This is a genomic window from Streptomyces sp. NPDC058697 (genome assembly GCF_042715345.1).
Taxonomy (GTDB): domain Bacteria; phylum Actinomycetota; class Actinomycetes; order Streptomycetales; family Streptomycetaceae; genus Streptomyces; species Streptomyces liliifuscus.
In genome coordinates this window covers 117,724-140,483 of the sequence record NZ_JBHXSU010000002.1, presented here as the reverse complement: position 1 = coordinate 140,483, position 22,760 = coordinate 117,724, and the positions used below count along the sequence as shown (strand labels likewise).

General features: G+C 68.3%; 24 protein-coding genes and 1 pseudogene. 10 read left to right on the top strand and 15 right to left on the bottom strand.

Translation table 11 applies throughout. The annotated features are described in order from the left end of the window. Positions 1–216: 216 nt before the first annotated feature. The 4 genes and pseudogenes from ACFWXQ_RS05185 (at position 217) to ACFWXQ_RS05170 (ending at position 2,144) form a co-directional block, all read left to right on the top strand. Positions 217–663, top strand: coding sequence for a hypothetical protein (locus ACFWXQ_RS05185; RefSeq protein ID WP_383950324.1), 447 nt, complete (start codon positions 217–219; stop codon positions 661–663). Positions 664–801: 138 nt separating this feature from the next. Then, positions 802–888 (top strand): annotated as a pseudogene (locus tag ACFWXQ_RS05180) (helix-turn-helix domain-containing protein); the annotation flags it as partial. Positions 889–1,070: 182 nt separating this feature from the next. After that, positions 1,071–1,256, top strand: coding sequence for a winged helix-turn-helix domain-containing protein (locus ACFWXQ_RS05175; protein ID WP_383950327.1), 186 nt, complete (start codon positions 1,071–1,073; stop codon positions 1,254–1,256). 585 nt (positions 1,257–1,841) lie between these two features. Beyond that, a complete protein-coding gene (locus ACFWXQ_RS05170; RefSeq protein WP_383950329.1) occupies positions 1,842–2,144 on the top strand; it encodes a hypothetical protein in 303 nt (100 codons plus the stop codon). An 81-nt stretch (positions 2,145–2,225) separates the two neighbouring features. Here the strand turns inward: ACFWXQ_RS05170 and ACFWXQ_RS05165 are convergent, their stop codons facing one another. The 3 genes from ACFWXQ_RS05165 to ACFWXQ_RS05155 all read right to left on the bottom strand — a co-directional run bounded on the left by ACFWXQ_RS05165 (position 2,226) and on the right by ACFWXQ_RS05155 (position 4,462). Next, positions 2,226–3,113, bottom strand: coding sequence for a helix-turn-helix transcriptional regulator (locus ACFWXQ_RS05165; RefSeq protein WP_386267790.1), 888 nt, complete (start codon positions 3,111–3,113; stop codon positions 2,226–2,228). Between the two features lie 41 nt (positions 3,114–3,154). Next, positions 3,155–3,976 carry an SDR family oxidoreductase gene (locus tag ACFWXQ_RS05160; RefSeq protein WP_386267583.1) on the bottom strand — a complete coding sequence of 274 codons (822 nt, stop codon included), beginning with the start codon at positions 3,974–3,976 and terminating at the stop codon, positions 3,155–3,157. A 252-nt stretch (positions 3,977–4,228) separates the two neighbouring features. Further along, a complete protein-coding gene (locus ACFWXQ_RS05155) occupies positions 4,229–4,462 on the bottom strand; it encodes a hypothetical protein (RefSeq protein WP_383957286.1) in 234 nt (77 codons plus the stop codon). Between the two features lie 397 nt (positions 4,463–4,859). Here ACFWXQ_RS05155 and ACFWXQ_RS05150 point away from each other — a divergent pair, with 397 nt between their 5' ends. Next, positions 4,860–5,396, top strand: a complete 537-nt coding sequence (locus ACFWXQ_RS05150; RefSeq protein WP_383957284.1) for a DUF4240 domain-containing protein — start codon at positions 4,860–4,862, stop codon at positions 5,394–5,396. 277 nt (positions 5,397–5,673) lie between these two features. On the opposite strand, the gene ACFWXQ_RS05145 is transcribed toward ACFWXQ_RS05150, so the two are convergent. The 8 genes from ACFWXQ_RS05145 to ACFWXQ_RS05110 all read right to left on the bottom strand — a co-directional run bounded on the left by ACFWXQ_RS05145 (position 5,674) and on the right by ACFWXQ_RS05110 (position 15,135). Continuing rightward, positions 5,674–6,066, bottom strand: coding sequence for a peptidase inhibitor family I36 protein (locus ACFWXQ_RS05145; RefSeq protein ID WP_383957282.1), 393 nt, complete (start codon positions 6,064–6,066; stop codon positions 5,674–5,676). A gap of 848 nt (positions 6,067–6,914) precedes the next feature. Then, the gene (locus tag ACFWXQ_RS05140; protein ID WP_386267580.1) at positions 6,915–7,358 is read right to left on the bottom strand and encodes a peptidoglycan-binding protein; all 444 of its coding nucleotides are present in this window, start codon (positions 7,356–7,358) and stop codon (positions 6,915–6,917) included. Positions 7,359–8,779: 1,421 nt separating this feature from the next. Continuing rightward, the gene (locus ACFWXQ_RS05135) at positions 8,780–9,403 is read right to left on the bottom strand and encodes a TetR/AcrR family transcriptional regulator (RefSeq protein WP_383949065.1); all 624 of its coding nucleotides are present in this window, start codon (positions 9,401–9,403) and stop codon (positions 8,780–8,782) included. A gap of 368 nt (positions 9,404–9,771) precedes the next feature. Beyond that, complete coding sequence (locus tag ACFWXQ_RS05130; protein ID WP_383949139.1) at positions 9,772–11,436, bottom strand: MDR family MFS transporter; 1,665 nt, start codon at positions 11,434–11,436, stop codon at positions 9,772–9,774. A 229-nt stretch (positions 11,437–11,665) separates the two neighbouring features. Beyond that, positions 11,666–12,319: a TetR/AcrR family transcriptional regulator gene (locus ACFWXQ_RS05125; RefSeq protein WP_383949068.1), complete on the bottom strand. Its 654-nt coding sequence runs from the start codon at positions 12,317–12,319 to the stop codon at positions 11,666–11,668. Between the two features lie 210 nt (positions 12,320–12,529). Continuing rightward, a complete protein-coding gene (locus tag ACFWXQ_RS05120; RefSeq protein WP_383949071.1) occupies positions 12,530–12,991 on the bottom strand; it encodes a DUF3159 domain-containing protein in 462 nt (153 codons plus the stop codon). Positions 12,992–13,088: 97 nt separating this feature from the next. Next, positions 13,089–14,333: a peptide synthetase gene (locus ACFWXQ_RS05115; RefSeq protein WP_383949074.1), complete on the bottom strand. Its 1,245-nt coding sequence runs from the start codon at positions 14,331–14,333 to the stop codon at positions 13,089–13,091. 118 nt (positions 14,334–14,451) lie between these two features. Further along, a complete protein-coding gene (locus tag ACFWXQ_RS05110; RefSeq protein WP_383949077.1) occupies positions 14,452–15,135 on the bottom strand; it encodes a DUF3159 domain-containing protein in 684 nt (227 codons plus the stop codon). A 338-nt stretch (positions 15,136–15,473) separates the two neighbouring features. Between ACFWXQ_RS05110 and ACFWXQ_RS05105 the strand changes: the two genes are divergently transcribed. The 5 genes from ACFWXQ_RS05105 to ACFWXQ_RS05085 all read left to right on the top strand — a co-directional run bounded on the left by ACFWXQ_RS05105 (position 15,474) and on the right by ACFWXQ_RS05085 (position 20,421). Beyond that, positions 15,474–17,363: a S9 family peptidase gene (locus tag ACFWXQ_RS05105; RefSeq protein ID WP_383949080.1), complete on the top strand. Its 1,890-nt coding sequence runs from the start codon at positions 15,474–15,476 to the stop codon at positions 17,361–17,363. Between the two features lie 75 nt (positions 17,364–17,438). Further along, the gene (locus ACFWXQ_RS05100) at positions 17,439–18,092 is read left to right on the top strand and encodes a GPP34 family phosphoprotein (RefSeq protein ID WP_383949082.1); all 654 of its coding nucleotides are present in this window, start codon (positions 17,439–17,441) and stop codon (positions 18,090–18,092) included. A 305-nt stretch (positions 18,093–18,397) separates the two neighbouring features. After that, entirely contained in the window at positions 18,398–18,715 is a 318-nt protein-coding gene (locus ACFWXQ_RS05095) for a hypothetical protein (RefSeq protein ID WP_383949084.1), read from the top strand. A gap of 476 nt (positions 18,716–19,191) precedes the next feature. After that, a complete protein-coding gene (locus ACFWXQ_RS05090) occupies positions 19,192–19,395 on the top strand; it encodes a hypothetical protein (RefSeq protein ID WP_383949087.1) in 204 nt (67 codons plus the stop codon). Positions 19,396–19,434: 39 nt separating this feature from the next. Further along, positions 19,435–20,421 carry an alpha/beta hydrolase gene (locus tag ACFWXQ_RS05085; protein WP_383949090.1) on the top strand — a complete coding sequence of 329 codons (987 nt, stop codon included), beginning with the start codon at positions 19,435–19,437 and terminating at the stop codon, positions 20,419–20,421. Between the two features lie 12 nt (positions 20,422–20,433). On the opposite strand, the gene ACFWXQ_RS05080 is transcribed toward ACFWXQ_RS05085, so the two are convergent. From ACFWXQ_RS05080 to ACFWXQ_RS05065, 4 genes are all read right to left on the bottom strand, one after another. Further along, positions 20,434–20,715, bottom strand: a complete 282-nt coding sequence (locus ACFWXQ_RS05080) for a twin-arginine translocase TatA/TatE family subunit (protein ID WP_383949093.1) — start codon at positions 20,713–20,715, stop codon at positions 20,434–20,436. Between the two features lie 67 nt (positions 20,716–20,782). Further along, on the bottom strand, positions 20,783–21,367 hold the full coding sequence (locus ACFWXQ_RS05075) for a TerD family protein (RefSeq protein WP_383949096.1): 585 nt from the start codon (positions 21,365–21,367) through the stop codon (positions 20,783–20,785). An 81-nt stretch (positions 21,368–21,448) separates the two neighbouring features. Then, entirely contained in the window at positions 21,449–22,105 is a 657-nt protein-coding gene (locus ACFWXQ_RS05070; protein WP_383949099.1) for a hypothetical protein, read from the bottom strand. A 79-nt stretch (positions 22,106–22,184) separates the two neighbouring features. Continuing rightward, positions 22,185–22,760, bottom strand: a complete 576-nt coding sequence (locus tag ACFWXQ_RS05065) for a TerD family protein (protein ID WP_383949102.1) — start codon at positions 22,758–22,760, stop codon at positions 22,185–22,187.

The following is a 22,760-nucleotide window of genomic DNA, read 5'->3' as shown; positions in this document are numbered from 1 at the left end:
CGACGCGGCCCTCCAAGGCTTCAAGCGGGAGGCCAACGTCCTTCCGCCTGCTGGCATCAAGGGTGACGGCGACAAGAAGGTGAAGGTCGGTGCACGAGACGTCGCGATCTTGCTCACTGCAGCGGAGTACGCCAGAAAGGACCTCGACGAGACGGACTACTTCGTAGTGAGAACCACAAAGACTTCACGAAGGGCGATACCAGTTACCCGGCGCCAATGGACAGCGACGTCGAGGGGCTTGGTAACCGCTTCGTTCACCTGGCGAAACTTGGGAAGCTACTGGAGACCGTCGCCCCAAAGGAGTACGTCGACGAGGGGTACGCCTACGCTCTACTCAGGTTCCACACGGACTACATCGCCTGTCGAGCCCGTAAGACCTGGCGGAACAAGATCACCCCCTTCGAGGTCCGCACCCGCGACGGCGAAGCGATGGCGGCCCGTTGGTGTGCGTTCCCCGACGATGTCCGCGTGCGGCTCCTCGACGTGCGGGACAGCGAGGCCTACAGGCTCGGCACCCATAGCTGGATCGTGAAGTCCGCCCGCTGGGAGTTCGTCGGCCCGGCCATGACCACGTCGTCGCTACAGCACGGCGCATGCGTGTGGGAGACGCGCATCGGCTTTCCGGCAGTTTGTTGCCCCACGTCATGGTCCGCTGACTACTGAACTTGATCGGGTGATGTCGGGTTGTTCGCCGGCCAGCAGGCTGGTGTCTTCGGTAGTCCTGGTGAGGTGAGATATCCGCACGGCCGCGGCTTGACCGACGCCGAGAGAGCTGCGCGAGAGCGGGTCCGGCGCCAGGCCATGGTCGGCTTCGAGGCTGGTGAGAAGAACCGGGAGACTGCTGCCGCGTTGCGCGTTTCGGAGCGGTCGGTGGAACGCTGGCGGCGCCAGCGGTGTGAGGAGGGCCTGGTCGGGTTGACGTCGAAGGGTTCACCCGGCAGGCCTCGGCTGTCAGACGTGCAGATAGCCAGGCTGGAACGGGAGTTGGAGCGGTCCGCTGGCCCACGGGTGGGTCGACCAGCGGTGGACGCTGGCCCGGGTGAAGACGTTGATCGGCCGCCTGTTCCACCGTGGAGAGCACATGGCGGCTGCTGCGGCGGCACGGCTGGTCCTGGCAGCAGCCTGCCCGGCGCGCGATCGAGCGCGAAGACGATGCGGTGGAGCTGTGGAAGCGGGAGGCCTGGGCGCGGGTAAGAGCACCGCGGCGGCGAACAATGCCTGGGTGGTCTTCGAGGACGAGGCCGGCCAGTCGATGACGCCGCCGCGCGCCAGGACCTGGGGCCGACAGGGCAGCACCCCGGTCGTCCGTGTGCGCGGACGTGGCTCGGGCCGTGTGTCGATGGCGGGGATGACCTGCTACAAGCCCGGCGAGCGGTCCCGTTTGATCTACGCGATCTGCGAGTACCGGGGCCGCAAGGACGAACCGAAGGGCTTCGGCTGGAAGGACTACCGCGACCTTGTCATCCGCGCCCGCACTCGGCGGCCCGATCGTCCTGGTGTGGGACAACCTGCGCATGCACCTGGTCGCGCCACTACGGGAGTTCTTCGAGGCCAACACCGCTTGCGCCCACTGTGTTTCAGTTACCGACCTACGCCCCGGACCTCAACCCTCAGGAGGGCCTCTGGTCGCTGGTCAAGCGCGACATCGGTAACCTCGCGGCGGCTGACCATGGCCAGATCACCCGGGCAGTGAAACGTCGGCTCAAGCAGATCCAGTACCGCCCTGATGTGGTCGATGGCTGTCTCGCCGGCACCGGTTTGAGCATGGATCCGGGCCCTGACGGATGCGGTGATGGAAATGCCCGACCGTTGGCGGCGCCAGGTATGGCAGCATCACCGCCATGTCTTTGCTGACCTGGGACTACGACGGTGATCTGTTCTGCGCCCTCGCCACCGAGACGGGTGCGGGCGAGGGCCGGATGACACATTTCGAGCTCAGCGAGGCCCTCATGGTTCCGGGCCGGGCCTCTTCTACGCCCGCTTTGTCTGCTCCAGGGCCGACAGCCGTGACGGTGCTTGTCTACGCGCCCGAGGAGGAGAAGCCGGCAGAGGTCTACTTCGACGCGACGCAAACGCTGCCGTTCGCCGTCCTCCAGCACTTCGTGGAGCTCGTCGCCTCACGTATGGCAAACACAGGATCGTAGAGCAGCCGTCCTGGCAGCACGATCAGACCCTGGGCCGACATCACGAGTTCAAGTTCAGTAGTACGGCTGGAAGGGGTTGGACTATCCGTTGTGTGCTTCGAGCTCGGTCGCCAGCGTCTGTTGGGTGGCCGCCCACGACGCCAGGAGCGCCAAATTGTCGGCGGTCGGTGTGCCCGCGGGTGCGGTGTAGACGTTGAGGTGCAGGCCGGGTTCGGCGGGCAGTTCCATGGACTCGACGTCCAAGTCGAGCCGGCCCACGATCGGATGGTGCATACGCTTACGGCCGGACCGGTGCAGCCGCACGTCCTGAGATGCCCACCGCTGCCGAAACAGCTCACTGCACGTTGACAGTTCGCCGACCAGGGCGATCAGCTCCTCGTCGTGCGGATTGCGGCCGGCTGCCATGCGCAGCTTCGCAGCCACGGCACCGGCGACTTGGTCGTAATCGACAAAAAAATCTCTGGCCGCCTCGGGCTCCAGATAGACGAACCGCGCTGTGTTCGCGGGCCGTCGCGAATCGGCCAGCACCGGTGAATACAGCGCGCGAGCGAGTTGATTCATGGCGAGCACGTCATAACGGCCGTTACCGATCCAGGCCGGCGCATCGGAGATCGCGTCGAGCACCTGCTGGAGCGTCGAGCGCACCCCCACGGCAGGCTTGCGCCGGCGTGGGCTGCGGGGCGCCCTCGATTGGCGCGCGAGGTGGAACAGGTGGTCGCGCTCGGCCTCGTCGAGTTGCAAGGCAGAGGCCAACGCGTCGAGCACTCCGTCGGAGGCACCGGCGAGGCTGCCGCGCTCCATGCGCACGTAGTAGTCGACCGATACCCCCGCGAGCAGCGCGACCTCCTCGCGGCGCAGACCTTTGACCCGGCGGTGGTTGCCGCCGTAAGCGGGCAGGCCCGCCTGCTCGGGTGCGATGCGGGCACGACGCGAGCTGAGAAACTCCCGGATCTCGGTGCGTGGATCCATCGTGACCATCCCCCTACCATAGGACCGTTCAGCCGTACTGGTCAGTGGCCCATGACAGGGGGGGTACCCGTTGCAGTCGTCGCGGTGCCGCCATCCACCGGGATGATGGCGCCCGTGAGGTAGGACCCAGCCCGGCTGGCGAGAAACACGGCGGCACCCGCCATGTCGTCGTCGCGGCCGAGCCGGCGCAGTGGGGCCGCCGCCGCGATCTTGTCGCCGATGGCATCGAGCGTGGCCCCCATCATCTGCGACGGGAAGACTCCCGGTGCTACCGCGTTCACCGTGACGTGCTGTGGGCCCAGCTCCCGGGCAAGCACCCTGGTGAGCTGATGGAGAGCCGCTTTGCTGCTGGAGTACGAGTAGGTGGGCGCCTGGGCGACGTGGATGGCGGCGATACTGCCGATGTTGATGATCCGTGCCGGATCATCGGCGGTGCCCGCCCTGCGAAGTGCGGGAAGCAGTGCCTGCACCAGCCAGAACGGCGACTTGAGGTTGAGGTCGAGCACTGCATCCCAGGCCTCGTCCGGGAACGTCTCCAGCGGCGCGCTACGCATCGCTCCCGCGTTGTTGACGAGGATGTCCAGGCGTTCCGAGTCGGCCAAGACAAGATCAGCGAGGCGCCGGCACTCGTCGTGCCTGGACAGGTCGGCGGGAATTGCTTGGACGTCGCCGAATTCGGATAGCAGCTGCTGTGCCTCCGCGCACGTATCCGCATTGCGTGAGCTGATGACGACGCGGGCGCCCGCCTGGAGAAGGCCGCGCGCAATCATCATCCCAATGCCCTTGGTTCCGCCAGTGACAAGGGCGTACTTCCCACTCAGATCGAAAAGTTCTGTGTGAGTGGTGAATTGGTTGTCCGTCATTGGTATCCGTTCCTTCTGTCGTGTCAGAATGCGCCGACACGGTCACGCATTCGGGGCAGCAGCTGAATTGAGCTGATGGAGGTAAAGCTGCAGTGCGTGTCCATGGAGTGCTGTCGGCGCTTTCGACTCACGCCAGGTTGACAGGCGTACTGCACATCGGGGAGACCCTGGTGATACAGGCACTGTCAGAACCCCCTTGCCCGGTGCGCTGACTCACGCTGAGACACCTTGGGTCTGAGACACCCGTGAAGGTCACATAACGCCGTCCAGGGCGGTGGCGTCGGGCAGTTGCGCGGCACCGGTCACGACCTCAGGGAACGCGGGTGCCATCTGGGTGCCACGGCGTGAGCGCAGCACTACCTGGCCGTCGTCGACGGAGAGGGCGGCCCGGAATCTGTCCCACTCCGGTTCCGCGGCCGACGACGCTGGCAGGGCGGGGCTGCGTACCGCGTCGGTGAGCATCGGCTCCGGCAGAGTCCATGTCATCTGGGATGCCTTCCACCCTCCTGGACAGCTGCGGGCGTGGTCAGCCGAGTGGTTGTATGCCGCCACCGGGTCGCCGCCGCGGCTCTTGCCGTACCACTTGCCGCACGAGTGGCCCTACGACTTGCCAAGTCCACCTGCGGAAGATCGGTGTCCCACCGCAACGTGGCAGGACCTCCGCGATCCGCCAACTCATCCTTCAGGCCCCAGCTCCCGTCATCGCGAAGGCGCTCGGCTACCACGACAAGGCAGCCACCCGCCTGGTCACCGAAGCCGGAGGAACCAGGAGCCGATACGCCCCGGCGACCACACACGCTGACGGGCGGCGACATGGTTGCTCTGGCGAGCCAACCTCCCGGGACCGGCATGATGTCAGTACCAGGTGGCATGCTCTGCCGCCATGAACAAAGAGCAGTTCTGGCAGCTCATCGAGGCAGCCCGCAACCAGGCATCCAACCTCAACGACGGAGAAGTTGTCGCCCGCCGGGCAGCCTCGCAACTGGCCACGCACCCGGCCGAGGAGATCGTCGCCGCTCAGCAGGTGTTGTGGGACCTGATGGCCGACTCTTACACGAATCGTCTGTGGGCTGCTGCTTACGTGATCAACGGTGGATGCTCCGACGACGGCTTCGACTACTTCCGCGGCTGGCTGATCGCGCAGGGACGCGAGGTCTTCGAGCGCATAGTTGCTGACCCCGATGCCCTCGTAGAAGTGCCCATCGTGCGAGCTGCAGCGGCCGACGGAATTGATCTCGATTGTGAGGAGGCGCTGAGCATCGTCTGGAACGCACACGTCATGGCGACAGGCAAGCAACTCCCGGATGACGCATTCACCATCCGATACCCGGAGTTGGACCCCACCTGGGACTTCGACTTCGACGACCAAGGCGAAATGACTCGCCACCTGCCGCGCTTGGCAGCACTCTACCTGGAGTAAGCGGGGAATCGCGATCACGAGACACCCAGCGGGGGCGAGACTTCCCGGAGATCACTGTCTGTCACGTCCTGTGGACAAGAATCGGTCTCCGGTGGCGAATACGCGACGCCTCAACATGCGAGCCCACCAGTCTCGAGCCCGGGGCAGTGATGGCTTCCGTCGCTTGCGCGGACGCCGCCGGCGACATCGACTGGCCCTTACAACGGGAGACGGTACCCCGCACCCGTACAGGGACGCAGGGCACGGCCTGATAGGCCCGGTACCCGGCGAGCGTGGGCTAACAGGTGTAGCCGCGAAGGACTTTGTAGCTCTCAGCCCTGTCATTGGGTATCACTATCGGGACGTCGAGGTTGGGGTTGTAGCACCTCAAGCGTTCCCCTGTGCCGCCATCACCGTCGTATAAGGCGATGGAGAAACGAGTTCCGTTCGAGAGGCTGCTGATCTCGTTGTCGCCGTCCCAGCCGTCGATCTCCCCGACTGTGCCTATATTTGCCTCAGCGTCCATGTATATGTTGAGGTACATGTCCCCCTGATAGTACGTGTCCTCCCACATGCAGAGGTGGCGCTGATCGCACACAGTCGCCGCCGCGGATGCTGAGGCGGGCGCGGCTGTGCCAACGATAAGGCCGCCTGCGAGGGCCGCAGCGGCGGCAAGGAATTTTTTGTTCATCAGCTCTCCTGGCTCACACGGATGGCAACGTCTCTTGCGCTGCTGGCACAGGTATAGCGGCCCGCGCATTGTTCGCCTTCGAGTCGTTGGCGCCGAACAAACAATTCCTGAAAAATGCGGTGATGCAGTCGAGCCGTGACGTGGTGGTCCGCTGGGGCTGGGGTGCCGGTAAGGATGCTGTCATCCCAGGTACTGCGGCTCGCGGTGCCCAACAAGCGCGGTCAACAGGCCGGGGGCGGTGGCCGCCAGAGCCTGGTGGCGGTGTGCCGTGCGGGCGGAGCGATCGGCGCGTACGGCAGTGAAGTGTTGGAACAGTTCGGCGACCACCGCGCCCACCGTTGCCCGGACGGTGGGACCGGGACACGCACCGGGGGGTGCAGCACCCCCGGGCAAGCCCCCACTGTTCTCGCATGCCCCTCTGCCGGGCAAGCCGTGCCCCGGCCCGGACACCTCTTTCTGCGACAGCCAGAAGAGGTCTGCTCGCCCAAGAGGGGGCCCACGGACTGCCGATTCGTCTACCCGCTAGACCGGAAGCCCGTTCGCGAGGCCTTGTTGCAGGACGTCGGCTTCTTGGTTCTGCCGGGGCGCTCCGCAGCCGAGGCACAACGCGATCGAGATCTACGAGTCGCCCTTCAGCGCAGGCGGGAGGGCGACGAACACGTGGGTACGGAGCCACTGTCGGTCTGGTCAGTCAAACCCGGCGGTACGGCCGCCCATCCAATCGACACCAGGACGGCCGCGGCCGACACGGTCGCCGTGCCAAGGTCTCCGGTTGATCTTGAACCGTGGGAGGACCCCGGCGGCATCGCCGGGGCCCTCCCACGTGGTGGAGTAGTTGCAGGTCAGCTCTATGCGCAGTAAGCGTGTGCGCCGCTGCTGGTCCGGTGCGACCACTTCATCGCATTGCGGGTCTCCGGTCCGTATTCGCCGTCCACGCGGACGCCAACACGATTCTGAAGTGTAATCACTGCAGACCTGGTTGCGGGGCCATAATCACCATCTACGACCAGTCCCGCCCCGTAGCACTTGTTCAGCGTGAACTGCAGTGCACTCACTCCGCTATTCGAACTCCCGTATTTGAGGTAGCACCAGTAAGGGTCGGCGGGGGCGTAGTTCTGGTGCGGCATCAGGATGTAGTAGCTCCCCGTGGGGAGCTTCTTGGAGGTGTTGCATTCGTAGGTTGCCGCAGCTGCGGCGGACGGTGCGGTAGCAATCGCGCCGCCCAGCAGGCCGGTAAGGAGGGCGCCGGCCGAAAGGATGCTCGCAGAACGCTTTTTGAGCAGAACCTTCATGGATTTCTCTCCTCGAAGCGGGGTGGGCGGATCGAATACAACGGGAACGGTAGCGCGACCCGGTCGCTGACTGTGCCGGTCGTTTGACCCACAAACAACGGTCGCCGCACACGTCGGTATTTGCGCAAGGCAGCGGACGAGACCCGTTGGTCCTACAGCCGTGACCTTGTTTAGCACGCCCGTCGCTGCACAAAGGAACGCTGGCTATCGACATCACGCGCACGTTGATCGGGAACGCGGAGGTGCTGGAGAAGGACACCACGAAGGAGGCCGGCGACTTGCCCGGCACGGTGCCGGGGCGGCGGAGGAGTGGCCGGGCCCACTTCGTCGCGTTCGATCTGCTGCGGCTGTCCGGGACGGACACGACCGGGTGGGTAGACCACCAAGCAGTCACAGGGCTGGGCGGTGAGCCGACGGAGCGGTGCAGTGGAGGGCGGGCCTTGCACTCTGGCTGTGCCCCGTCAGGCGACGGGGCACAGCCATGTCCGGCTTCGAGCCCGCGTATCAGCGGGTGAGCCACACGGAGACCGCTCCGGCGACGGTCATGAGGGTGCCGGCCAGCCGGAAGGTCGGTTGCTGCGGGGTGATGCGCAATTTGGTGAAGCGCGTGGTTCGAAGAATGGTGCGGGCGGGAGCTGCTGTTGGTCGTTATCCGAGGACTGGGTGTCGTTGGAATGGATTGGGGTCACGGACATGCGTACGTCCTCCTCGGAAGGAATGGCACAGGAAAGAGAGCGCCGAATGGTGAGGCTATGACGCGGGTTTCGGCATCGAGATGGGAAGACAGCACAGCCCCGCCGTGGGGCGGGGCTTGGGGAAGCGCAGCGACGATATTGCCAGCGGGAGTCAGCCATGCAACCCCAATTAACCTGCGTGTTCTCTTGAATCGGCGGCGCTGGCATGCCGGGGTCTATCGGTGCAAGCCCTGGCGGAGGAGGGGCGGAGAGCCTAGGACGCGGCCTCCTGCGGCACCCGTTCGCGGTGGTGCTTGAGCTGACTGCTGCGGGCCGCCATGCGCTCGGACAGCTCAATCTCGGACCAGAACGTCTGACACACGATCACCGCCACAAGTTCGGCCCCCTCGCCTGCAGCCGGGCGATGCGCTCCTGGTCTGCGGGGGCCCAGCCCAGGGACTCGGGGAGTGAGGCCCGGCGCTACGCGGTCTCGTGAGTCGACCGGGCAGGCATACGGCACCCTTGAGCAGGAGATCGACACCCAGAACTCGAATCCCGAGTTCTTCGAGTACATGAAGTTCGACCTCACCAAGGCTCTCGCCGTACTTCAAGAGGTCCGGCGAGACCGGCTCGCGTCGCGGAGTCACCGGAGTCACCCACCGGACAGGGCGCGGCGCCGTCGTCAGGGCTCCTGCCGTCAGGGCCGGTGTCCCGGACCTGTCGTCCCGTCCCCGGCGGGCTGGTTGCTCAGGTGGTGACGGGGTCTCCCACGGCTCCGCCGGTGGCCCTGCGTACCGCTCGTGCGATCCGGGCGGGCGCGTCGGCGTAGTCCCGGGGATCCGCGCCCTCCAGGAGGGCGGCGCCGATGTCCTCGTTGAGGACTCGCAGGGCGGCCGAGGCCGCGGCGGCGTGCAGGCGTACGTCAAGGTCCTCGGCCGGGAGCCGGAGTCGTTGCGCGATGATCTCGGCCATCTCACGCTCCACCTGGTCGCAGGCCATCAGCCAGGCCGTACGGATGGCCGGCTCCGTGTCGGCCAGCCGGATCATCTTCACCGCGAGCGCGGTGTCCATCCGCTCGACGTCACTGGCCTCACGGCCGAACCTGTTGCTCTCCGCGGCGAAGTGGACCTCCAGCGAGAGCTGCGGAGGCCAGCTGCGCAGCGTGGACATCTCCCACTCCACGCCCTGCATCACGATGGGCTCGGCGCAGCTCTCCTTGCTGCGGAAGTGGCGCCAGATGGTGCGCGTCGACAGACCCACGGCCTCGGCGATCTGGTCGCCGCTGGTCGCGTCGACACCCTGCGCCCAGAAGAGCCGGGATGCCTCCCGTGAGATATCCAGACGCAGGCGGTGGCGCCGCTGATCACTCATGCCGCCCCTGCTCCTGGTCGATGCCGTACCGGCCATCCCGCTGCTCCCTGCTCCCGACTCCGAGCGCCAGGATGACATTTAGTGACGCCAAAGACCAGCCGGCGAGCTTCCGACGAAGCCGGTCGCCCCGACGGGTCGTGCTCGACGGCTCCGGTTGCCATGGCAGGCGGCGAGGTCTGCACCGCGGGGGCCGCGAAGCTGCGAACCCGAGGCCCGGCGGAGATCCGCCGATCGCCCGTACGGCCGGCCCATCGCCAGCCGCGCCGACCTGGCCCACGCGGGGCGCACTCGCCCGCGGAGCGGAGCCGGTCACGAGGGGTACCCAGGATGGTCCACCGTCCCGGGGACCCTCTGTTCCGGCCTCGTCGTCACGGCTGTCGTCGCGCGGCGGCGGCTCCCGGACCGGATGGGACCGGCTCCTGTCGGGGGCTTCCTCCGCTGCCCCCGGTCGACGCCTCGGCGAGGTCGGTACGGGGTGTGCCGGCGGGGGTAGGGAGTGCGCGGCCCCGGGCGGCGATGGCGCTCTCCTCGGCGAGCCGCTCCGTGCTGGTGGTCGTCCTGAGCGGCTTCTCCTCGATGAACAGGACGGCGATCAGCGCCAGCAGGGCGAATGGGGTGGCCCAGAGGAAGAGTTCGGCGGTGGCGATGCCGTAGGCGTTCTCCACGAGCGCGCGCAGGGCCGCGGGCAGGGTCGTCGCGTCGGGGACACCGTGCCCGGCTCCGCTTCCCAGAGTGTCGCCTCCCGCCGTGCGGCCGGAGGCCAGTTCGGTGGCGACGCGGTGGGCGAGGACCGCCCCGAGGACGCTGGTGCCCACGGTCCCGCCCATGCTGCGCGAGAAGGACAGTACGGAGGTCGCGCTGCCCAGGGTGTCGGCGGGCACGTCGTTCTGCGCGGCGAGGACCAGGTTCTGCATCAGCATGCCGACGCCGGTCCCCATGACGGCCATGTAGACGCTCAGCAGGACGAAGGGCGTCTGGGATCCGATGGTGGACAGCAGGGCGAGGCCGGCCGTCATGAGGACGGCGCCCGCCACGAGGTACCGCTTCCACCTGCCGGTCGCGCTGATCCGGTGCCCGGCGATCGTGGAGGCGGCGAGCGATCCCAGGATCAGCGGCAGGCTCATCAGGCCCGCGGTCGTGGGGGACTTGCCCATGGCCACCTGGAAGAACTGCGAGAGGAAGACGGTGCCGCCGAAGAGGCCGACTCCGACCAGCAGGGAGGCCAGAGTGGTCAGCGCCACGGTGCGGTTGCGGAAGATGCTCAGCGGGATGATCGGCTCGGCGGCCCGGGACTCGACCCGGACGGCCGTCGCCAGCAGCAGCGTTCCGCCACCGACCAGAGCGGCCGTCTGCCAGGAGAGCCAGCCGAACGTGCTGCCCGCCATCGAGACCCAGATGAGCAGCGAGCTGACACCGGCGACGATCAGGAAGGCACCGAGCCAGTCGATCTTCACGTCGCGGCGGACGTACGGAAGGTGCAGCGTGCGCTGCAGCAGCGCGATGGCAAGGAGCGCGAAGGGCACGCCGATGAAGAAGCACCACCGCCAGCCGAGCCAGGAGGTGTCCACCAGGAGGCCGCCGATCAGCGGGCCGGCCACGGTGGCGCCCGAGAAGACGGCACCGAAGACGCCGGAGTACCGGCCCAGCTTCCGCGGGGGGATGACGGCCGCCATCACGACCTGCGTGAGTGCCGTGAGTCCACCGGCCCCCACGCCCTGCACCACTCGGCTGAAGATCAGCATGCCGACACCCTGGGAGAACCCGGCCACGAGCGAGCCGACCACGAACAGGCCCAGCGACATCTGGAGCAGCGACTTCTTGCTGTAGAGGTCGGACAGCTTGCCCCACAACGGGACGGTGGCCGTCATGGCCAGCAGCTCCGCGATGATCACCCAGGTGTACGAGGCCTGGCTCGCCCCCAGTTCGGCGGTGATCCGGGGGAGCGCGTTGGCCACCACGGTTCCGGCGAGGACGGCGACGAACAAGCTGGCCACCAGCCCGGAAACCGTCTGGAGCACCTGCCGGGGCGGCATCTCCGCCACTTCGGGCTTCGTCACAGGGGAAGTTTCGGCAGTCACTGAGTCTCCCAATCAAGGACAGCGGGTGGCGTGCTCATGGGCACCCAGCGCCACCGGTCGGCGATGCGCCGAGGAATCGTGAGCGGGAGCGACACTCACCCTGTCACTTAATGACAGTGTCACTAAGTGACAGAATCGGCAAGTCCCCTGCTCGGAGCCCCGGTGGTGCCGCCGCGTACGGATCTCAGGTCGTGGCCGCGTCCCCCACGGCGCCTCCCGTGGCGTTGCGGACCACCTGGGCCAGGAGCTGGTGCGCGTAGGTGAATCGGCGCGCGTCGGCACCGCCGAGCAGGGCCTCGCCGATCTCCTCATTGACGACCCGCAGGGCGCCCGAGGCCGCCGCCGCGTGCACGCGCACCCTGATGTCGTTGGCAGGCAGACTCAACCGGCCGGCGATGATCCCGGCCAGTTCGCGTTCCACCTGGTCGCAGGCCATCAGCCAGGCCGTGCGGAGCGCGGGCTCCCTGCCGGCGAGCGCGATCATCTTCACCGCGAGCGCGTCGTCGGCACGCTCCGCCTCGTCGGCCTCGCGGCCGTATCTGCTCATCTCGTCGGCGAGATGGTCCTCGAGGGAGAGTTCGGGTTTCCAACGCCGCAGGACGGCCATCTCCCATTCGACGCCGCGCGACACGATCGGTTCGGCGCAGCTCTCCTTGCTGCGGAAGTGGCGCCAGACGGTGCGCGTCGACAGGCCCACCGCTTCGGCGATCTGGTCACCGCTGGTCGCGGCGACGCCCTGCTCCCAGAAGAGACGCGAGGCCTCCCGGGAGATCTCCAACCGGATCCGGCGGCGTCGTTGCCCGCTCATCCCAGGCCCGACGCGATTGCTCACCTGCATGGTTCACCTCGTCATACATCCGCGGAAACAAACGCCAGGCGCCAGGCGGCAGATCGGACCGTCGCGGGCGGTGCAACGGGCGTCACGTCGGGTACGGCCGTGGCCGCTTCGCGGTGCGGACGCGTATGCGGGACGGGCCATGGAGGGCCTGTCCGGCACGGATGAGGAGCGGAGAGGGCATCGGCCAGACGCGCCGGGCGGACAGCAGGCCTACGTCCTTGAGTTGTTTGCCGGAAGCCGGGGCGGCCCGGGCGACAGCCAGGAAGCTGACGGCGAGGAGCGGGTGGCCCATGCCGATCTTGGCAAAGCCCAGCGAGCCGACCTGGCGAGCCAGGGGCCACCGCAGCAGCACGGAGAGGATGAAGGCGACGGCCCCGGCCAGATGCCGAAGAAGATGAAGCCCTTGGCGGATCCCGCGTACCAGGAGATGCCGGCTGCCATCGCCACGCCGAACACGCCGCCGAGCGCTGGCTGGATCGGCTCCCTGTGCGTCAGCCGCCGTACCGCGATGCCCAGGGCTACGAGCAGGGCGGCGAGGACGCCCACCTTGTGTCCGCCGGCGTTGTTGGCGACGACGAACACCACGGGGGGCAGCGCCGAGAGGACAAGCCCCTTGGTGCCGCCCGCCTGCCCGAGCGCCGGCTTCCGCTTCCCATGGTCTGTCGTCTGCATGTCGGTCGCCGCTTCCCGGGGACTGGTGGTCTGCGTGGTGATCAGCGCTTCCGGCGCGGCGAGTGCTGCCGAGCGGCCGACGGCGCTGCCCGTGTGTTCAGGCTCGGTCGGCGGCGCCGGCCGACTCGGCACAGGCTCCGGCCAGTACGGCGGCGATGTCCCAGGCCAGCCCGGCGACGGGGTCGTGGGTGAGTTCCGTCATGCGCAGCTGTCCGCCGGTGGTGACGACACCGAGTACGCGCTCACTGCGCAGCTGGGTGATCTGCGTCGGGCCCCACAGGGCGGTGAGCGTGCTCGCGCTCTGTCGACGCGGCGTTGCCACGCCGAGGTTGGTGATCTGGATGTCGGCCGCGGTGGCGGCGGCCATCATCGCTTCGGCCTCCTCCGCGCTCGCGGGGGCGTGCTCCGTGAGCTGCGCACCGGCGGCCTTGATGGCGTGCGGAGCGCGTTGGTGTGTGAGTGACTCGCGGGTGTTCCGGGCGAGCTTCCAGAAGTCGTCGGCCTCGTGCGCCTCACTCGCGGTCCGGGCCCCGACGAAGCGGTTCACCACCTCGTCGACCAGGCCGCCAGCGCGGCGCAGGTCCACCGGGGTCAGGACCCGTACGAACTCCCGGCCTCGCCGGTGGAACACCACCGCGGCGGCGGCGCAGAGCGCGGCATGCACCGACGTGCTCTCCAGGCGGCAGCGGTCGACGAGCCGGGTGGTCAGCTCCTGGTCCAGCGCCAGGGCCTGCAGGTAAGGCAGGTGCCCGGAGAACGGCACGAGTTCGCCGCTGGCACTCATGCGTGGATCGTCCAGTGGCGGGGCGGCGGCCATGGTGTCCGGCGGCGTGACGACGCGGGCGAGGAGGTCTTCCTGCGCCTCGGGGACACCGCCGGGTGTCTGCTCCGCGCCGTCCAGGGCCGCCACCAGGTCCAGCAGTGCTCGCAGCCCGCCCACCCCGTCGGTGATCTGGTGGGCGAACGTGAGCATGATGTCGCACCGCCGGCCCCGCGGCAGAAGGGCGGCGCGCACCAGTGGGCCAGGGGTCGAGGCGATCGGCCGGGTCTGCTCGGCGGCCACGACGGCTTGCCAGGGCGTGCCCTCGGGCAGCGTCGAAACCGGGATCGGACGGTCGGTCTCCCGGTACACGGCCTCGGGTGCGGTGCGGTCCACCGTCACTGCGAGCAGTGGGTGCCGGCGGCACAGCGTTGCCAGCGCCCCGGCCAGCTCGGTCGCCGGTACGTGCCGGTCGATTTCGGCGACCAGGGAGAACTGGAGGGGGTTGCTGCGCATGTAGAAGTCGATGGTCCGCTCGAACGCGCCCAGCGGTCGAACGACTCCTCCTCGGCTCGGGGTCACTGTTGCTTCCTTCCGCTTGGAGGAGAACCGTCCGCCGCCGGGTGGCACGTACGTACCCGGGGAATGCCCGCGGAATACGTTCCTGCCCTGCTCGGCCGGCCGGTGTTCACCGGGGAGGTCAGACGCGCTTGGCGGGCAGCAGGCCGATGGCCGCGAGCCGTTTGTTCGAGCGCCGGGAGGCCCAGGCGACCACCAGGAGGGCCAGGGCGAGCAGCGGGAAGCCCATGGCGATCTTGGCGAAGCCCAGCGAGCCGACCTGGTCGGTCGCGTAGAAGTACTGCTGGACGGCGAACCGGGCCCCGAAGACGGCGGCCAGCACCAGGGTGGCGACGTCGTAGTAGAGCCGCGAGCGCCTGTCCGCGCGCCAGACGGTGCCCTTGCCGGTGGCCGCGTTCCAGATCACGCCTGCCAGCGGCCACCGCACCAGGACGGAGAGGACGAAGAGGACGGCGCCGGCCAGGCTCGCCCAGATACCGATGAGGAAGTAGTCCTTGGCGGAGCCGGTGAACCAGACGACGCCGGCGGCGATCGCGACGCCGAACACGCCGCCGACCGCGGGCTGTACCGACTCCCTGCGCACCAGCCGCTCCACACCGATGGCGACCGCGACGGCGACGGCGGCGACGATCGACGCCTTGAGCCCGCTGAAGTTGTGGGCGACGACGAATGCCAGCACGGGCAGCGCCGAGTAGACGACTCCCTTGACGCCTCCCGCGTGGTCGAGGGCCGAAGGCCGCTGCCGGGGCGCCGTCCGCTCCGCCTGCGTGTCGGACTCTGTCTCCAGGAAGCTCTTGGTCTTCATGGTGGTCAGTTCTCCCGAGTTCGTCTGGGGGGGGCGAGATGCAATGTCAATGTGTCACTTAACGCCAGCCTGGCATTAAGTGACAGAGATGACCACCCCTCGTGGTGTGATGCGGGTCACAAAGTGACACTCACTCGACCCGCCACCCCTGTGCGGGGCACTCGCGCTGCTTCTGCTCCCGATCGCGGATCTCAACCACAGCACCGGCCTGGCGGTCGAGAGCTCCACGAGTGCCCGCTTGCAGCGTTTGTCATTTAGTGAAACTGTCATTAAGTGACAGGCAGGCTGTTGGTCTTGCCTCCTCATGACACCGGACGCTGACCACAGGAAGGATCGACATGGCACTGCGGGAGACCATCTCCGTCGAGGAGTTCTTCGGGCCACCGACTCGCGCTAAGGCGACCCTCTCGCCGGACGGCAGGGAAATGGCGTACCTGGCGCTGTGGAAGAACCGCATGAACGTCTGGATCGAGAGCGTCGACGCACCGGGGGACGCGCGGTGCGTGACCACCGAGGACCGCGGAGTGGTGAGCTACCACTGGACCCGTGACCCGCGCTGGCTGCTCTACACCCGGGACCAGGGGGGCGACGAGAACCTGCACATCTACCGCGTCGACCTGGAGGACCCGGACGCCGCCGCGGTGGACCTCACGCCCTACCCCGGGGCGCGGACCATGGGCCTTGACCTGCCAGCCGGACGGCCCGGCAAGGTGGTCACCCAGCTGAACCTGCGCGACCGGGCCCGGTTCGACCTGGTCGAACTGGACATCGCCACCGGAGACCTCACGACACTCGCCCAGAGCCCCGGGGGCAATGTCGAGGGGTGGCTGTACAGCGAGCGCGAGCCGTTCGCGGTGTCGACGACGGCCGAGGGCGATGTGGAGCTGTCCCGGTGGGACGGGGCGACGGGTGCCCTGGACCCCGTGGCGCGGTTCGAAGGCGGCGACGCTCCGCTGGGGATCTATCCCATGGAGGTCACGCCGGACGGCACCGGGGTCTGGCTGGGCTCGAACCGCGGGAGCGACCGTCTCCGCCTGGCCAGGCTCGACCTGGCCACCGGCGAGGAGCACGAGGTCGACTCACACCCGCACTACGACCTGGACACCCGTGCACGGGTCTTTCCCGCCCTGCCCTCCCCCCTGATCCGCAGCCGGCGCACGGGCGAGCTGCTCGGAGTCCGTTATCTCGGAGAGCGGCAGGTGATCCACGCGGTGGACCCGCACTTCGCCGCGGTGCTGGAGAACCTGGAGAAGCTGTCCGACGGTGATCTCGCCGGGCTGTCCTCCGACGAGAGCGGACAGCGGTGGGTGGCCGGCTTCACCCACGACCGTGACCCCGGGGCCACCTACCTCTACGACCACACCACGGGCGAGAGCCGCCTGCTCCACCGGGCGAAGCCGCACCTCGACCCCGAGTCGCTGGCACCGATGCGACCGGTGTCGATCACCTCCCGTGACGGTCTGACGCTGCCGTCGTACCTGACGCTGCCGGTCGGTGTCCAGCCGTCCCGGCTGCCGCTGGTGCTGTTCGTCCACGGCGGTCCCTGGAGCCGGGACAGCTGGGGGTACCACCCCGCCGCGCAGCTCTTCGCCAACCGCGGCTGTGCGGTGCTGCAGATCAACTTCCGGGGCTCCACCGGCTACGGCAAGGCCTTCACCAGGGCCGGCATCGGGGAGTTCGCCGGCAGGATGCACGACGACCTCATCGACGGTGTGCGGTGGGCGGTCGACCAGGGCTACGCCGACCCCGACCGCGTGGCGATCATGGGCGGCTCCTACGGCGGTTACGCGTCACTGGTCGGTGTCACCTTCACCCCGGACGTCTTCGCCGCCGCCGTCGATGTCGTCGGGGTCTCGGACCTGGCCAACTTCATGCGCAGCCAGCCCGACTTCGTCAAACCGATGCTCGCCTACAACTGGTTCACGTACGTCGGTGACCCGGCCGACCCGGAGCAGGAGGCCGACATGCTGGCCCGCTCCCCGATCAGCCGCGTCGACCGGATCCGCACACCGCTAATGGTGGTGCACGGCGCCAACGACGCCCGCGTCGTCCTCGCCGAGTCCGACCAGCTCGTCGAAGCCCTCCGTGCACGAGACGTCCCCGTCGAGTACATCGTCATGGAGGACGAGGGCCACGCCATCGAGAACCCGGAGAACGTGCTCGCCCTCTACGCCGCGGCGGAACGCTTCCTGGCCGAACACCTCGGTTTCGAGGCCCACAAGGGATGAGGGCACTCGGCTTCACGCCGTGTGCCACCAGCCCGCCGACCCGCATCCTTCCGCACCCGCTTCAGGGGAGACAACATGATCCAGACGCTGCCGCAGCGGCTCTACCTGCTCTGCTACACCGTGGATAAGGGCAAGTTCCAGCTCGACAACCTGCAGGGCCGCGGCCAGCTGCTGCGGGCCGGTGCCCTGACCGAGCTGGCTCGCGACGGACTGCTCGGCGCCACGGGAGGCAAGGTGGTCCGAAAGCCCGGGAAGGCGCCGGACAACTCCTTCAGCGCCGCGGTGTGGGGCGACCTGCCCGACAGCAAGCCGAAGGGCTGGCTCCAGTTCGTGCACAACAAGGCCCACACCGCAGAGACGCCGGTCCGCGACCAGCTCTCCGCCGCGGGAGAGGTCACCGTCTCCCGCGGCAAGGTGATGGGACTCATCCCCGCCGACCGTGTCACCGTCGCCCACCCGGAGGAGGTGCGCGCCCTCCAGGAGCGGGTACGCGCCACCGTGCTCAACGGAGTCGACCCGGCGTTGGTCCCGTTGGAGGAGCTGGCCATGGCCGTGTTCACAGCCGAACTCGAGGTGACCTGCGTGTGGAGCCGCGGAGAGCTCCGCACCCACAAGCAGGCGTTCAAGGCGCTCGCCGCTCGGTTCGACAAGACCGTCCCCGGCCTGCGCAAGGCGCTGCGCGACTCGTACCTGTCGAGCCGGGCGGTCGGCGGCGGCTGGAGCGCCTGAGCGCGCGGCCGACGCCGGCAAGCAGACACCCAGATTCGGTGGATCAGCAGGTCGGTGGGGCAGCGCCGAAACTGTGCACGTGGATTTAATGTGACCGTTGACCGGTCGGCTAGCTGTTGCTCTGTGTCCGTCCCGGCCGACTCGGAAGGTGGAAGGGCAGGAAAGCAAGGTTGATCTCAGGGCCAAGGTCGCCGTTGGCGTGGAGGACGGCGTTGTGTCGCTCGCTGAACTCGCAACTGCGCTGGCCGTGTCGCAGGAAGTTCAACCGCTGGGGCGGGGTTGAGGACGCAGATCATGCGATCGCCGTGAAAGATCTGCAGACGGGGATCGCTCAGGTAGTCGCGGGCTTGGCGGTCGCTGGTCAGGGCATGGTCCGTGAACTGGCGGCCGGCCGCGGTCGCGCGCTGGCGGTAGGCGTCGGCGGCCGGACCGCTGATGTGCTCACCGTTGCGGAGGGCTTCTTCGTCCTCGGTAAGGACTTCGATGCGATAGAGCAGCCTTCGAACGCGCATTCATCAGGGAAGCCGGATTCGTGGCTCAACGCGACCCTTTGGGTATTTTTGTATACAGATGGACTCATTGGATCGAAGCGGCAATCAGTCCGCGCGGTCGGCGACGGATGAAGAGGCAAGCGTCCGCCGGAAACGGGAGGAACTGGGCGATCCCAGTCCTTCCGTCGATATGCCGTCGCTGCGTCCGACCTGGTGATGGAGGGCTACTCCCGGGGGAGTAGCCGCCGACTCCCGCTGGCGGATGTCCGATTCGTCTGCGCTTCGTAGCGTCGTCGGCATGAGTGAAGCATGCGAACTCGTCCCGCGATACGGCGACAAGACCGCCGTCGACCGGCTGACCTGCACCGTCCGGCCGGGGCGGGTGACCAGTTCCCTTGGGTACAACTGGCCGGGCGGGTCGACCACCGTGCGGTTCGTCCTCGGCCTGGACGCGCACACCGCGGGCACGGTCACACGCGGCGGCAGGCAGTACGGCGAGCGGCCTGGACCTCTGCGCGCAGTTGGCTCGCCGCTGGACGCCAAGGACGTGCATAGCGGCCGCACAGCCCACCAGTACCTGGCCGGGCTCGCGGAAGCTGTGCGACCTGATGGATACCAAGGGCGCCACCGTACGCCTCGACGACCGGGGCGGCTGGCGGGTGGACAGCCCCGATGCCGAGGCGATCAGCGACCTTGCCCGCGACCACGGCCTCGCCAGCCTCGGCCGCTGGTCGTCCCTGCTCCTGATCGCCGGCTACACGGCGGCGCTGCTCCTGCTCGCGGCAGGGGCCCTGCGTACACGTGACCTATGACAACAGCCCCCGTATGACCCGTATGGAAGGACCCTCGTCATGCCCTGGAGCCTTGCGCGTTTACGGCTGCTCCTCATCCTGGTTGTCGCGGACCTCCTGATGTTGTCAGGAGTATCCGCAACGGAAGCCGACGCGAGGGCCGCCGGGCGGCACGCTGCCGAGATCATCGCCGAGGAGAGCGCCGGTGAGCGTCTGGTCGATCTCACCGTCTCCTCGCCCGCGTTGGGCGGTACGGCCAGGGTCCGGCTACTGACCCCGGACGGCTGGGAACGGCGGCGGCCCGGCGAGACGTGGCCCGTCCTGTATCTCCTGCACGGCGGCTTCGAGCCGGAGACGTACAAGACCTGGACCCGTGAGTCCGACGTCGAGGAGCTGCCTCAGCTCCGGGATGTCCTGGTGGTGATGCCCGAGGGAGGCCAGGTCGGCTTTTACAGCAACTGGTGGAACCACGGCACCGGCGGCCCGCCCGCCTGGGAGACCTTCCACCTGGACGAGGTGCGCCCACTGCTGGAACGTCACTACGGTGCCGGGACGCGGCGTGCGGTGGCCGGACTGTCGATGGGAGGCTTCGGTGCGGTCTCCTATGCGGCCCGCCGCCCGGACCTGTTCCGTGCCGCCGCGAGTTACAGCGGGCCGGTCCATCTTCTCCACGCTCGGATGCGCGAGGTCTGGCCGCAGATGGAGGAGGCGTACGGCGGTGACCTGGATGCCCTGTGGGGGGACCCGGGTGCCCAGCGTGCCATCTGGCAGGCGCACGACCCGCACCATCTGGCCCAGCGCCTGTGCCATACCCCGGTCTACCTTTCGACCGGGGACGGCACTCCGGGACCGCTCGATCCGCCGGGCAGCGCCTACGACCCGGCGGAAGCCGTCATTCACGACCTGACCCGATCCCTGGACGCCCGGCTGCGGCGGCTCGGCGCCCCGGTGACCGGTCACTTCCACTCCGGCACCCACCATCCTGCCTACGGGGAGCGGGAGTTGCACCACTCCTTGCCGATACTGCTGCGTGCCGTGGGCGTGTGAACGGGGCGGGTGTCAGCCCTGGGTTCGAGGAGGCTCTCCGTTGCCCGGTCGTGTGGTGGACCGGGGCGCATCGGCGGGCGGTGGGCCGGGTGTGCCGCTCTCGCCCTGGATCACTCGAGGGCGCGCCTGCTCCTCAGCCGTACCCTGCTCCTCCTTCTCCTTCATCGCCCTGGCCTCCGCTTTGAGGATGCGTGCCGACTTGCCCGCCGAGCGGGCGAGTTCGGGGAGTTTCTTGGCGGCGAGGACGGCTATGACGACGATGAGGATGATCGCAAGCTCGCTGAGTCCGAACATGCGGTTCCTGTCTGATGTGGGGTACGGCCGGGGGCGTCGGGGGAGGAGGCGGGCGGGGCGCTCTCGTCTACAGGTGCTGTGTGATGGAGGGCAGCAGGTCCTGGAAGGTGCGGCCGGTGGCGGGTTCGCCGATGGCCTTCATCTGCCAGCCGCCACTGGTGCGTTGTACCTTCGCCATGATCTGCGCGGTGTGTTTGCCGCCGCCGGTGAGGGTGTAGCGGGCCAGTTCGGCTCCCGTGGTCTCGTCGACGAGACGGCAGAAGGCGTTCTGTACTTCGGCGAAGGTCTGGCCGGTGAAGGAGTTGACCGTGAACACGATCTGGTCGACCTGGGCCGGGACACGGGCCAGGTCGACGAGGACGGCTTCGTCGTCTCCTCCGGCGCCTGCTCCGCCGGTGAGGTTGTCGCCGGTGTGCCTGACGGAGCCGTCGTCGCTGACCAGGTGCTGGAAGAAGACGACGTCGACCGGCTGCCCGGCGGCGAAGAGTACTGCCGAGGCGTCGAGGTCGATTTCTCCGCCTCCGGTGAGCTTGGCGAGGAAGCCTTTGCGGGGTGCGGCCTGCCAGCCCAGGCCCATGCGGACGGAGCTCAGGGCGCTGCCGTCGGCCTTGCTCAGGCTGATCTGCTGACCCTTGGTCATGTTGACCGACATGGGGTGCTTCTCCTTCGGGTTTGGTGCTGTTGAGCGAAGTGTTCGGGACCATCTGCTCGGCCGTCCGGAGCGTCGCGGCTGCTAGCCGGTGAGCGGGGGGCCGCTCTGGGGGTCGGTGGTGGGTGTGGCAGGGGGCGGCTTCGGGCAGAGGAGCGGATCTTCGGCGATCGACCGGCGTAGGTGGGACAGCATGCCGCGCTCCAGCAGGGCTTGCTGCCGGTCAAGCCGTGTCTGCTCCAGCCGGGCGGGGGTCACGGAGTCGCCACGCCCGCGTATCGCTGTCCCCGGCGGCGAGGCATGGGCAATGAGAGCGCTCACGGCCGCGACGAGAGCGAGGATCCAGCCGACGGATATGAGCGAGCCGGGCAGTGCGCCCCGGACGTCGGTCAGCTGGAGCAGGTGGCCGACGAGGAGCAGGGCAGCGGCGGACGAGGCCGCCACCGGCGGCGTGAGGACCGCAAGGGCGGCCACCGGGCGGGCGTCGGCGGGCCGGCGCGGTGCGGTCTCCGCGGCGGACGTGTTCCGAGCGCAACAGGTGCGATACATGCGGCACTCGCCGTGGGCCGCCGCCGTGATCTCGTCGGCCTCGGCGAGGGCCCGGATGCGCAGGCGTGTGGCCGCCCGGCCGGTCGGGTCGGCGCGCAGGGCGCCCAGGATGTCCGGGGTGTTCGGCGCGAGGTGCAGCACGGCTTGGAGGTCCACCCGGTCCTCGGGGCGGAGGCCGGAGGGGTTGGCCACAAGGTCTCCTGACGAGGGCGCCGGATGATGGTGCGCGGGCCCGCCCCCGGGGATCAGGCACGGGGGCGGGCTGCCTGTGTCAGACGCCGACGCCGAAGTCGGAGGCGATCCCGGACAGCCCCGAGGCATAGCCCTGGCCCACGGCGCGGAACTTCCACTCCGCGCCGTTGCGGTAGAGCTCGCCGAAGACCATGGCGGTCTCGGTGGCGGCGTCCTCGGACAGGTCGTAGCGGGCGATCTCGGCGCCGCCGGCCTGGTTGACGACGCGGATGAAGGCGCCCCGGACCTGGCCGAAACTGTGGCCGCGGTTCTCGGCGTCGTGGATGGAGACGGGGAAGACGATCCGGTCGATCTCGGCGGGCACGCCCGCGAGGTTCACCTTGACCACCTCGTCGTCGCCCTCGCCCTCGCCGGTGAGGTTGTCGCCGGTGTGCTCGACCGAACCGTCCGGGCTCTTGAGGTTGTTGTAGAAGATGAAGTGCTGGTCGGACAGCACTTTGCCGGAGGCATCGAGCAGCAGCGCGGAGGCGTCGAGGTCGTAGTCGGTGCCGGTGGTGGTGCGTACGTCCCAGCCGAGGCCGACCAGGACGGCCGTCAGGCCCGGTGCCTCCTTGCTGAGCGAGACATTGCCGCCCTTGGACAGGGAAACTCCCAC